Source organism: Pseudomonas canadensis, from assembly GCF_000503215.1.
GTDB lineage: Bacteria > Pseudomonadota > Gammaproteobacteria > Pseudomonadales > Pseudomonadaceae > Aquipseudomonas > Aquipseudomonas canadensis.
This window is the reverse complement of record NZ_AYTD01000011.1, coordinates 22,857-35,230: the sequence shown is the minus strand read 5'-3', so window position 1 is coordinate 35,230 and position 12,374 is coordinate 22,857. Positions and strand designations below refer to the sequence as shown.

The 12,374-nt window shown below is 63.0% G+C and carries 9 protein-coding genes; 2 read left to right on the top strand and 7 right to left on the bottom strand.

What is annotated here, in order from left to right; genetic code table 11:
* Window positions 1-31 precede the first annotated feature (31 nt).
* The gene (locus U367_RS0105325) at window positions 32-2,593 is read left to right on the top strand and encodes a TonB-dependent receptor plug domain-containing protein (protein WP_028616000.1); all 2,562 of its coding nucleotides are present in this window, start codon (window positions 32-34) and stop codon (window positions 2,591-2,593) included.
* 14 nt (window positions 2,594-2,607) lie between these two features.
* Window positions 2,608-3,693, top strand: coding sequence for an LLM class flavin-dependent oxidoreductase (locus U367_RS0105320; protein ID WP_028615999.1), 1,086 nt, complete (start codon window positions 2,608-2,610; stop codon window positions 3,691-3,693).
* 117 nt (window positions 3,694-3,810) lie between these two features.
* Here the strand turns inward: U367_RS0105320 and U367_RS0105315 are convergent, their stop codons facing one another.
* From U367_RS0105315 to U367_RS0105285, 7 genes are all read right to left on the bottom strand, one after another.
* Window positions 3,811-5,589, bottom strand: coding sequence for a dipeptide ABC transporter ATP-binding protein (locus U367_RS0105315; protein ID WP_028615998.1), 1,779 nt, complete (start codon window positions 5,587-5,589; stop codon window positions 3,811-3,813).
* The gene (locus tag U367_RS0105310) at window positions 5,586-6,395 is read right to left on the bottom strand and encodes an ABC transporter permease (RefSeq protein ID WP_028615997.1); all 810 of its coding nucleotides are present in this window, start codon (window positions 6,393-6,395) and stop codon (window positions 5,586-5,588) included. The genes U367_RS0105315 and U367_RS0105310 overlap by 4 nt, the downstream gene beginning before the upstream one ends.
* Entirely contained in the window at window positions 6,392-7,450 is a 1,059-nt protein-coding gene (locus U367_RS0105305; protein WP_028615996.1) for an ABC transporter permease, read from the bottom strand. The genes U367_RS0105310 and U367_RS0105305 overlap by 4 nt, the downstream gene beginning before the upstream one ends.
* On the bottom strand, window positions 7,443-8,999 hold the full coding sequence (locus U367_RS0105300) for an ABC transporter substrate-binding protein (protein WP_028615995.1): 1,557 nt from the start codon (window positions 8,997-8,999) through the stop codon (window positions 7,443-7,445). Before U367_RS0105300 ends, U367_RS0105305 begins: the two co-directional genes overlap by 8 nt.
* A 3-nt stretch (window positions 9,000-9,002) precedes the next feature.
* The gene (locus U367_RS0105295) at window positions 9,003-10,190 is read right to left on the bottom strand and encodes an LLM class flavin-dependent oxidoreductase (RefSeq protein ID WP_028615994.1); all 1,188 of its coding nucleotides are present in this window, start codon (window positions 10,188-10,190) and stop codon (window positions 9,003-9,005) included.
* Window positions 10,191-10,327: 137 nt separating this feature from the next.
* A complete protein-coding gene (locus tag U367_RS0105290) occupies window positions 10,328-11,059 on the bottom strand; it encodes a class II aldolase/adducin family protein (protein WP_028615993.1) in 732 nt (243 codons plus the stop codon).
* Between the two features lie 15 nt (window positions 11,060-11,074).
* A complete protein-coding gene (locus U367_RS0105285; RefSeq protein WP_028615992.1) occupies window positions 11,075-12,118 on the bottom strand; it encodes an ABC transporter substrate-binding protein in 1,044 nt (347 codons plus the stop codon).
* Between the last annotated feature and the right edge of the window lie 256 nt (window positions 12,119-12,374).

Here is a 12,374-nt window from a genome sequence, read left to right as displayed (position 1 = left end):
CCTTCACTCTTTTTTATGGGGCATTTCTGCCATGCACGCTATCGCCTTGCGTTTAACCCTGTTGCTGGCCGCAACCCTGCCGCTGCAGGCCTTTGCCGCTGATACCCAACTGCAGACCGTGACGGTGCAAGCCAGTAGCGCCGAGTCGGATGACGACGCCCTGCCCACCCGGCCGCCGACCTCGGTGTACGGCGGCACCGAAACCAAAGTGCTCGACACCCCACGCTCGGTGGTGCAGATCAATGCCGAGCAATTGGCCAACGGCTCGATCCACAGCGCTGATGACCTGGTCAAATACGCACCTGGCATCACCCGTGGCGGCGGCCAGAACGCCGGGATCGCCCCGCAGTTCCGCGCCCAGGGTTCGGAGATTTTCCAGGACGGCCAGCGCGGTTATGCGGTGCGCCATCCGGCCAACTTCAACGCCTATGAAGGCGCCGATATCGTGGCTGGCCCATCCTCGGTGACCTACGGCTCAGTGTCCGGCAGCGGCGGTTACGTCAATTACCTGAGCAAAAAACCGAACTTCAATGAGTTCAAGACCAAACTCAGCGGTGAATTGGGGTCATGGGTGCCGGACGGCACGTCACGCAGCTCGAATAAATTCAGCCTCGACAACACCGGCCCGCTGAGCGACAACCTGGCCTACCGCGTCAGCATCACCAAGCAGCGCCAGCAGGATTTCTACGACAACGTCGACAATAATTTCGATGCGTTCTACGGCGCCCTCGCCTGGCGCAACGACAACGTTCGCGTCGATTGGAACGCCAGCTACGACAACTATTACGACTACAACATCACCCACGGCTGGAACCGCGCCACGCAGAACCTGGTGGACCACGGCAAGTACTACGCCGGCCGTGCCACGCCCATCATCCAGAACGGCAACACCCTATGGTCACCGGTGCTGGCGTCCGGCGCTGCAGACGCGCCGACCTTGGGCTGGGTCAAGCGCCAGCGCAATGCACAAGGCCAATACAGCGTGGTCGACGGCAGCTTCCAGGCCGCCTCGCCGAACACCCAGACCAACCCCGGCAGCCTGCGCGGTTGGGTGTATGACCCGACGCTGGCCGGCAATGGCGAACAGTCGCTGTCGTCGCAGACCGGGCAGCGCAAGGAGGATGAAAGCAGCTCGCGGCGCTTTACCACGCAACTGCGCATCGAGGCCGACCTGTCGCCGAGCATTACCGTGGCCAACAGCACGTTCTATGAACGCTCCAAGGACATCACCGACGCGGTGGGCGCGTTCCAGGTGCAGTCCAAGGACAACATTTTCGACAACCGTTTCGAGTTTCGCTCACGCAATGAAACCCGATTGGGCGGCTGGACCCTGCGCGACGACAGCAACACCGGCCTGATCTACCGCCGCGAATTCAACCAATCGATTGCCGCCAATAACAGCTTTGGCTCAACCATCAACGCCTACGACTTGACCCAGAATCCTTCCGGCAAGAACCCCGGCGACCTGCTCGGCCTGGACGGCAGTAACCCTGCTGGCGGCAATGCTGCGTGGATCGGCCAACCCGGGGTGCCGCAATACTCCAACAACTACGGCTGGCTCAACCTGCCGCCGATGTACGCGGCAGGGCATGGCCTGTACACCGAATCCGTAGCGCCCTACACCGCTGAAAGCACCTGGACCACCAAGACCCTGTTCAGCCAGCACAACCTCAAGTACGGCGAGTATTTCGGCCTGAACATTGGCGCCAGCCGCAGCTGGATCCAGGCCGAAATCGACAACCCGTTCGTGCTCGCAGGCGGCAACAGGCGCAAGGACAGCGACAACTACCGGCTATTTGCATTTCAAGTCAGCCCTTACGTGAAGCCCACCGAAAACACCACGCTGTACTACACCTTCGACCGCTCGCTGGCGGTCAATACCGGGTTCTTTTCCAACGGTTTGGGTTGGGGCAGCGGCACCGGTGCCAACCAACTCAACCCGCTGGCATTCCAGAGCCTGAGTGTGCTGCACGAAGTCGGCGTCAAGGTCGAAGCCGTGCCCAACCAGTTGTTCATGACCTTGGCCGCGTTCAAGCAGGCCCGCGACCAGGCACCCGACAGCAATAACAACATCGCCCGGCTGATGATCAAGGGCGTGGAAGCCACCGTGCGCTACCAACCGGATGACCACCTGCGCAGCGGCTTGAACCTGTCCAAGCTCAACGCCTACAACGAGTTCACCTCACAGGCGGGCTTTGCTTCAGCAGGCTTCATTCCCGACAACGGCACTGTGTTTGGCGACAACAACAGCCTCAACCAGCGGCCCTCCGGGCGTTACGACGCGGTACAGATTCCTGAGTACACCGCCAGCGGCTACGTGGACTATCGCTTCGATTCTGGCTTCGGTGCCGAACTCTCCGGCTGGTGGACCAGCAGTTGGTACCTGAACCTGAGCAAGACGGTGAAGATCCCCGACGAATACAACCTCGATCTCGCCGTGTATTACCGCCAGCCGCAGTGGAGCACCACCTTGCGCGTGCTGAACCTGACCAATGAACTGAATTTCGTCAGCGGCCTGGCCGGTTCCACCAATACCTTCTTGCAACCCATGCCTGGCCGCACCTTGCTGGCACAGGTCGACTATCAATTCTGATCCAGGAGCACCGTATGTCCATTGAATTTGTCGGCATGATTTTCCCCCGCCAGTGGTCCGAAACCCGTGGCGTGCGCAGCCCGGATTTCGACCTCGACTTTATCCGTCACCACGCCCGCGCCCATGAACATGCCGGCTTCGACCGCGTGCTCATCGCCAGCGGCCCCGGCAGCGCCGACAGCTTGCAGATCGCCGCCTACGCGGCGGCGCATACCGAGCGGCTGGGCTTCATGATCGCCCACCGTCCGGGCCTCACGGCGCCGACCGTCGCTGCGCGGTCCTTCGCCACGCTGGACCACACCACCGGCGGCGGGCGTATTCGCCTGCACGCGATCACCGGTATCACCGCCGAGCCGCAGGAAGGTGACTTCCTGCTGGACAAGACCGAGCGCTACCAACGCACCGATGAATACCTGCAGATCGTGCGACGCACCTGGACCGCGGAGGAACCCTTCGATTTCGAGGGCAAGTACTTCAACATCAAGGGAGCCTTTTCACCGGTCAAGCCGCTGCAACAGCCGCACATCCCGATCTCGTTTGGCGGCTCATCGGACATCGCCTACCAGATCGCGGTGAAACACGCAGACTTGTATGCGCTGTGGGGCGAGCCGTTGAATGGCGTGGCGGAGCAGATTGCCAAGCTCAAGGCCGCGGCACAGGCGGCGGGGGTTACAGCGCCGCGGGTGAGTTTGTCGGTGCGCTTGATCCTGGGCGCGACCGAAGAACTGGCCTGGCAGCGTGCGGAACAGATCCTCGCACAGATCAAGGCCAACCCGCAGTTCGCAGCCGGCAGCCCGTGGCAAAAGCGCATCAAGGGCACCGGTTCGGAACGTTTGCTCGCGGCGGCGGCACGGGGTGATCGTCACGATCGTGCACTGTGGATGCCAACCGCCACGGCCGTTGGCGCCTATGGCGACACCACCGCCTTGGTCGGCACGCCGGAGACGGTGGCGCAGGCGTTGTTGGATTACGTGGATTTGGGCGTGACGACGTTTTTGAACCGGGGGTATGACCCGCTGTATGACACCGTGGATTATGGGCGGTGGATCATTCCGGCGGTGCGTGAAGAAGCACGGCGCAGGCAGGCCAGGGTTGCGTAAGGGCGTATGACGCCATCGCCGGCAAGCCGGCTCCTACAGTAGATCGCGTGTATAGGTGTGCGGCACAAACCTGTAGGAGCCGGCTTGTCGAATCGTCGCATCGCGCAGCGGTGCCCGTCACCCCAATGACGGCGAATGCTCAAGCAACGCCCGCGTATACGCCGCCTGCGGCCTATCCAGCACCTCATCAACCACGCCTTGCTCCACCACCCTACCCGTCTTCAACACCAGTACCCGATCTGCAATCGCACGCACCACGCCGAGGTCATGGGTGACAAACAGCAGCGTCAGCCCTTCGCGCTGCAACTGGCGCAGCAGGTCCAGTATCGAGGCCTGCACCGAAACGTCCAGCGCCGAGGTGATCTCGTCGCAGATCAACAGCCTCGGCTCGCACAACAGCGCACGGGCGATGGCTACGCGCTGGCGCTCGCCGCCTGACAGGCTATGGGGATAGACATCGGCCACTGAAGCCGGCAGTGACACACGTTCAAGCACCGCATCAACCCGCTGTCGCGCAGCTGCGCCCTTGATCTTGAAGAAGTGTTCCAACGGCGCACTCAGGGTCTGGTACACCGTTTGCCGTGGGTTCAAGGCCCGATACGGGTTCTGGAAGATGTACTGAATCTGGTGCCGCAAGCCCGCATCACGCTGGCGAGACTGCAGGGGCAGCGGTCGACCGGCGTAACTCAACGCCCCTTCGGCGTTTTCGCCAAGGCCTGCCACTGCCCGCGCCAGGCTGGTCTTGCCAGAACCGGACTCGCCGACCAATGCCAGGCACTCACCCGGCTGCACCTGCAGCGTGATATCGAATAAAACCTGGCGGTCATAGGCGACATTCAAGCCGCTGATCGTTAAAAGTGCTGGTGCAATCTGGGCCGAGGCTATCGCAATTGGCGCCAGCGCAATCGCTTGCAGTGGCTGAACGTGGGGCGCGATACACGCCACCTCATGGCCAACGTCCAGTGCGTGCAATTGCGGCTCCAGCGCCTGGCATGCTGCGCTGAACCGCTCACAACGCGGCCCGAAACTGCACCCTGGCGGCCGCTGCCCCGGCGCCGGGGCATGCCCGGCAATCGCTTTCAACTCACGCCGCCCGGCCACGTCCGGTATCGCCCCCAGCAAGCCACGGGTGTACGGATGGGATGGCCGACTGAATAATCTATCTCGCGACGCCATTTCAACAATGCGCCCGGCGTACATCACCATCACCCGGTCTACCAGGTCCTTGATCACCGCCAGGTCATGGGACACATACACCGCCGCCACACCCTGGCTTTTGCACAGTCGACGCAGGGTCGCGAGGATATGCGCCTGGGTGCTGACGTCGAGGGCGGTGGTCGGTTCATCCAGTACGATCAGGCGCGGGCGCAGCACAAAGGCCAGCGCGAGCATCACCCGTTGTTGCTGGCCGCCGGACAATTGATGAGGGAAACGGCGCAGGAACTCAGGGTCTTGCGGCAAACCGACGTCACGCAAGGTCTCGCTGATACGGTGTTGCTGCGCCGCACGGTCGAGCCCCGAGGGATGCACCGCCAGGGTTTCGCGCAGCAGGTGACCGATGCGCAGCGCAGGGTTCAACGCCGTCGCCGGGTCCTGTGCCACATAGCCGATCAGGCTGCCGCGTGCACGACGCAACGCCTCACCCTCCAGGCTCAACAAGGCCTGCCCTGCCACCTGCACCTGCCCATCGACAATCCGTGCACCCCGTCGTGCATGGGCCAGCAACGCGGTCGCCAGGGTGGTCTTGCCCGACCCCGACTCCCCCACCAGCCCAAGAATCTCACCGGCCTGCAGGCTGAACGAGATGCCCGACACCACATCCACCTGCCCCGGCAACTCCACACGCAGGTCAAGGACCTGCAGGACCCCAGTGTCGATCTCCGTTATCGCGTTCATGGCTGCTTGTCTCCCATCCGTGCGCTGCGCCGGCCGATGCCTTCGGCGAGGATATTGGTGCCGTAGGCAAACACACCGATCAGTATCGCCGGGGCCAGTACCGCCCACGGCTGCACCAGCAAGCCGGCCTGGTTTTCATTGATCATCAAGCCCCAGTCCGCCGTGGGCGGCGCCACGCCGTACCCGAGAAAGCTCAAGCCCGAGAGCATGCCCACGCCCCAGGTCAACATATTGCCGAAGTGCACCAGCAGCGGTGTGAGGATGTTCGGCAGAATCTCCTTGAACAGGATTCTGCGCCGCGAATAGCCCATCATCTGCGCCGCCTCGACAAACTCCTGCCCCGCCACCGCCACGGCACTCGCGCGCGCCAGGCGAATCACGCCCGGGATGAAGGCGATGGACACGGTCAACACAATCAGCCACGGCGCGCGGCCCAGCATCGAGACGATCAACAGCACCAGAATCAGGTCGGGAAAGGCCAGGGACACATCCGCCGACCACGTGATCAACTGGTCCAGGCGACGCCGTGATAGCCCCGCCAGCAAGCCCAGCGTGCTGCCGATGGCCAACGCGATACTCGCCGCCGCCACCGACATCCACAGCACCGACAAGCCGCCGTTGAGCAAGCGCGACAGCACGTCATGCCCCAAAAAGTCATACCCCAGCCACGCCGACCCCGTAGGCGCGCCATACACCGGCCCCACCATATCGGTCGAACCCTGGGGCGCCAGCCAAGGGCCAAGCAACGCGAAAGCAATCACCAGCGCCGTGACCAGTGCACCGTTGCGGATTTGCGGCTCGTTCATGCATCACCTCGCGAACGCCGCCACCACGGCGTGATGCCCCGGCGGTTGCGTTGAATCATCGTGACCCGGCGCGCCGTGCGCAGCTTGGGCGTGAGCAGCACGGTCAACAGGTCGGCCAACAGGTTGATCAGCACCACCGCCAGGGTGATCACCAGCACGATTGCCTGGATCATCGGCAGGTCGCGCATCTGGATTGCCGCGTTGAGGGCCGTCCCGATGCCGGGGTAGCTGAAGATCACCTCGGCCAGTACTGCGCCGCCGATCAGCGTGCGCAGGGTCAGCGCCACGCCCTGGATCGCGGGGACCAATGCGTTGGGCAAGGTGTGCCCCCACACGATGCGCCGGTAAGGAATGCCGCGCAGGCGCGCCGCCACCACGTAATCGGAATCGAGCGCTTCGATCATCGCAGCACGCACCATGCGCGTGAGGTATGGCAGCGCGGTGAGGCTCAGGGCCAATACCGGCAGCACCAGGAACTTGAGCTGGCGCAGCAGCGACTGATCGGGGTCGAGGATCGACACGGCGGGCAGCCAGTCCATGTGCGGCATGGAAAACAGCAGCACCAGGCCAATGGCCAACAAAAAGCCTGGCGTGGCCTTGAGAAAGATCAGCAGCGACAGGCTCCAACGGTCCAGTCGACTGTCCCGGCGCAGCGCCAAGGCAACGCCGAGCGCCAGTGCGGCGGGCACCACGACCAGGATCACCCCCGTCAGCAACACCAGCGTGTAGCCCAATCGGCCCCACAGGATGTCGCTGACCGGCGCATTCGAATCCAGCGACTCGCCGAGATCGCCGCTCAAGGCTGAGCCGAACCAGCGCAGGTATTGCCAGAGGATCGGCTGGTCCAGGCCCAACTGGTGCTGGAGTGTGAGGATGCTTTCCAGCGGCGCATCCGGGCCGAGGATCACCCGCGCCGGGTCCGAGGGCAGCGCCTGGGTAGCGATGAACACCACCAGGCTGATCACCCAGGCGGTGAGCAGGCCATAACCCAGGCGCCCGATAAACCACGACAGCCACGCAGGTGTGCGCGGGGACTTGCAGGACGGCTCAGACATGGTTCAACCACAACTCGTCAAAACGCCAGGAAGCGAAGGTGGTCTGCTCCGGCGTCAGGCCGCCGACCTTCACGGACGCCGCGTCCAGCACATCGTTAAAGCCCCAGATCAACAGGCCGCCACGCTCGTGCTGGATTTGCTGGGCTTCATGCACCAAGCTTTTGCGCAGCTCCAGATCGGGCTGAGCCAGGGCCTGGCGATAGAGGTCGTCGAAACGCCGATCATGAAAATTGCTGCGGTTATAGATCGCCAGCGGCGCGTCGTTGTGCAGCGCCGACGCCAGAAAGCCTCGGGCCGGTGTAGAGCCTGGCGACAGTTGCCATTGTTCGCGTTGCGGACCATTGAAGACCGCGCCGTCAACCTGGGTGACACGCACGTCCACACCGGCTTTTTTTGCTTGCTGGGCAAATACCAAGGCGGCATTCACACCGGGTCCTGGTGGGGTGGTCAACGCCACCCGCAAATCGGTCTGCCCGGCCTGGCGCAGCAGCGAGCGCGCCTGTTCAAGGTCGTAAGGACGTTGCGCGATAGCGTGGTTGTAAGTGGGGTCGTGGGGCGAATACAGATCGTTGGCGACCCGCCCGAACCCGGTCAGGCCACGGTCTACCAGCTCTTGTCGATCCGCCAGCAAGCGGAAGGCCTGCCGCACCCGCACGTCATCAAACGGTGGTTTGGCCAGGTTCAGGTTGAAGCCAGTAAACGAGGTACTCGGCGATACGCACAGCGACAACCGCGAATCGGCCTTGAGCAATGCGCTGTGCTCAGCCTGCACGCCACTGGCGACATCGATCTGCCCGGCGCGCAAGGCGGCGACGCGGGACACCTGGTCCTTGAATTCGATGATTTCCAGCTCATCGGCGTAAGGTTGGCCGGGCTTGTAGTAGTTCTCGAAACGTTCGTACAGCGAGCGCTGGCCAGGCACGAAACGTTTGAGTTTGTAGGGGCCGGCGCCCACCGGGTTGGTGATCGGGTCGTAGTCCGTCGGTACGATGCCGCCAAAGCTGATCAGGGTTTCATCCAGTGGAAAGAAACTCTGGCCCTGCTTGAAACGGATTTCGATGGTGCGCTCATCCAGCTTGCGCAACGCGTTGCGGTCGATGGCACCGACCAACCCAGCAAACGGCGAGGCCAGTTTCGGATCGGTGAGGCGTAGCAACGAAAACAGCATGTCATCGGCGCCGATGGTCTTGCCGTGGTGGAATTCCAGGCCCGGCTTGATGCGGATGGTCCAGGCGCTGGCATCGGCATTCGGCTCGGCAAACTCGGCCAGGGCCAGGCGTGTGCTGACGTCTGTGTTCCATTCCCAGAACTTGCTGTATAGCGCCCAACCGCGAATGATCCCGCCGCCCACCGGTTTATGCGCATCCAGGTTGCCGGACTGGTCGCCGTCGATAATGCCGACGCGCAGGCGGCCGCCGCTCACCGGTTTGCGGGTGAGCACCGCCGCGCCCTGGGAGGCTGCGCCGCTGTCACAACCGGCGAGCAGCAAGCCGCCGCCAATGGCCAGGCTATGGCCGAGAAACGCTCGGCGGGAAAATCCATCATTCATCGATCAAGCCTCTTCGCGCTGTTCAGTCGTTTGCGTGACACCCAGGCGCGGTACTTCAAAACCGTGGTCCAGGTCCAGCAGTGGAAACAGCAGGTCTGCCACGCGGTGGGCTTCGTCAATCAGCGGGAAACCGGAGAGGATGAAGGCCGAGGTGCCCTGGGCTTCATATTCGCGAATACGTTCGGCGACTTGTTCAGCGCTGCCCACCAGGTAGGTACCCGCCGCCGGGCCGAGGATGTTGAAACCGAACAGGCTCGGGCCCAACCACACGTTGGGGTAGACCTCCAGCTCACGCGCGGAGGGCAAACGCCCGGCGCGGATGGTCTCGACGTTGCGCTGGGTTTGTGGGTCGTCGCTGTGGAACTCCTCGAAGCTCACACCGGGCGGCAACTGGCGCTCAATCGCATTTCGCGCGGTGTGCAGCGAAGTGCGTTGCAGCAGCTTTTCGGCGTGGGCCCAGGCTTCTTCCTCGGTCTCGCGCACGATGATCTGCAGGCGGGTGCCAAAGGTCAGCTCGCGGCCGATCTTCGCGGCTTCGGCCGCCACCTTGCGGAACTTGTCACCGAGTTTCGGCGGTGTGTTGGCGAAACTCAGGTACACATCCAGCAGTTGTACCGAATGCTCGACGCCCGGCCCCGAGGTGCCGGCGCCCCAGAGCGGGATACCCGGTTTCTGGTAAGGCGGATGCCAGCCACCCAAGGGATGGCTGGCGGCGCCCGGCGTCCGGGGGGCGAGCTTGACGTAATCACCGTCATAGCCCCGCGTATCACCCGCATAGAAGCCCTGGAACGCTCGCCAGTATTCGAGGCTGAATGCATAACGCTCGTCATGGGGATAGTGCACGCCGAGGGTGGCGAGGCCGGCGTCATTGCCGTTGACCACGTTGAACAGCAGGCGACCGTTGGAGAACTGGTCGAACGTCAGCGCCCACTTGGCCAGAACCGCCGGCGACAGCTCGCCCGGGTGTTGCGCCACCAAAAAGCGCAGGCGTTGGGTGGCGTCGATCAGCGAGGCGGCAACCGCAAGGCTTTCGTTGGGGCTGGAGCCGAGCAGCGAGCCGTAGTAGCCGAGGCGATCGCTGGCGACCGCGAGTTGTTTGAGGTGTTGAAAGTCGGTTTTCCAGCGACCTTCGGGTTCCCACGGATAAGGTCCGTCAGGCGTAGTGAGGTACCAGAGAATTTTTACAGCCATGACAAACATCCTTGAATATATAGCCATCCCTGTAGGAGCCGGCTTGCCGGCGATAGCGGTGCATCAGGCAACATCAATGTTGGATGTACCGCCGCCATCGCCGGCAAGCCGGCTCCTACAAGGGGTTCGCGGTGTGTTTAGTTTTTGCGGTCGATGGCGGGTACAAGGCCCAGCGCGGTGGCCTGTTCAAACAGCCCGCTCATCTTCCACTGCTGGGTCAACACGCCCGGTCCATAAGCGCGGGAACCACCCAGTGCATCGGCGAGCAATTGCAGCTGTGCGCCCTCCTCCAGCAACAGGATGAATTCCGCTGTGGCGCGCAGCCCTTGCTTGCCCCACACGGTGGAGCCGCCGTTGGCTTCAAGGATCGCCAGGTTGAAGGGGTTCTCGGCGATCTTGTCGAGGATGAAGTCCACTTCCTGCTGGCGACGGTCGATGTACACCGGCAGTTCACGGGCCAATTGATAGCGCTGGACCGGAACGTAATGGAACGGCAATGTGCGGTGGGTCTGGGCCCAGGCCCCCAGGTACGGCGAATGCACGTGGGACACGGTGGTCACGTCCGGGTGTTGCTGGAACAGCTTGGTGTAGCGCCCCAGGCCACCTTTGCCCTTGCCGAGGATCACATTGCCGGCAAAGTCGGTGACGGTGGCTTGCAGCGGTTTACGGTAGTTCCACGGGCCGCCGTAGTTCACCGACACCAGCAGTTCCTGGCCGGGCACGCGCTCGATAAAACCGACGGTGCCATTGGCAGTGATGGTGTTGGTTTCACGGAATACGGTGAAAGCCTCCTCGGCCTCCAGCAGCACTTTGTCGACAAAGGCCTGCAGTTCGAGGCTGATCGGTTGAGCGTGGGCAATGGCAGTCATGTGAGTTCTCCGGTTTCAGGCGCGGCGCTTGGCCAACAGTTCATGGGCAGCTTGCAGAGGGCGCGGATCGACCCAGTCGACGATAGAAAAATCGCGTTCCAGGAAGCCGTGCAGGTAGAGAAAGTCTTTTTGGGTGGTGAGGAATTCCAGGCGCAGTGCCGACAGATCCGGCGCCAGGGTGGTGTGGAAATCGCCGCGATAGGCTTCGGCGACTCCGGCACTGCCGGCGCGGGTTTCCTCTTCGAGAATCGCGTTGAGGCTGTCGCGATGGTTCGCCGCCCAATCTGCCGCGCTGAGGGTTTGCGCAAGGAAACGCACCACCAGGTCAAAGTGGTTGTCCAGCAAGCTCTGGTGCACGGTGATTGGCCGAGGCGTGCCGTTGTTGATGCGATAACGCGGTTCGGCGATCAGATCCAGGTCGATCCCCACCACCAGGCCCAACCGGCGCGCCGCATCGGCCGCCGAAGCGCCCTTGACGTAGACCGCGTCCACCTCGCCGCGCACCAGGTAATCCAGGCCCGACCACAGGCGCTGAAGCCCTTGTTGCGGGTCCGGCGCTTGCTCTTGGTCGTGCAACGCCACTTCCACCAGCTCCACGTCATCAAACCCCAGGCCGGCAAGGCTCAATGCACCCTTGTAGCCGTGCAGGGTCATGGCTCGAGCGATGCTGCCGGGGCGACTGTCGCCCCAGGCCGGCAGGGCCAGGCGCTTGCCTTTCAGGTCTTCGGGCCGGGTGATGCCGGAGTCCGGACGGACCAGAATGGTCTGCCACTCCTCGATCCAGGTCAGGCCGATCAATCGGCTTGGCGCACCTGCAGCACGTGCTGCCAATGCGGGGACATTGCCGCCTTCGCGAAACAGCCCCGGCAGATCATGATCGTAATGGTGGCGACCCAGTTGGCGAGCCTCCTGCAACGTGGACACCGGCAGGCCATCCGGGGCGAACTCTTCGGTCAACCACCCCAGTTTGTAGGCGATGCCGGACGCAGTGGGCACCGGGCAGCGGGTGAACCAGATCTGCTCAAGCTCAGGCGTGGGCAGGACAGCGGAAAGGGTCATGGGCAGCTCCATTGAGTTGGGCAAGTCAGTGGAGGGAGGTATTGCAGAGGCCGTGCCAATCGGCGTGAGCCCCGGTTTGCGGGGGTATTGGTGCTTGCTGGAGCAGGCGACTGCTGACCTGCCAACAGCACTGTTGCTGCGCCAGCAGCCACTTGCTCGAGCTGCTTCTCCAGCAGCACCCCAGCCTGCGCAGCCCCTGTACAGCATGGCTTTTCACATTGGCTTGGAACTTGCTCAAGCCCATTCCAACACCGCA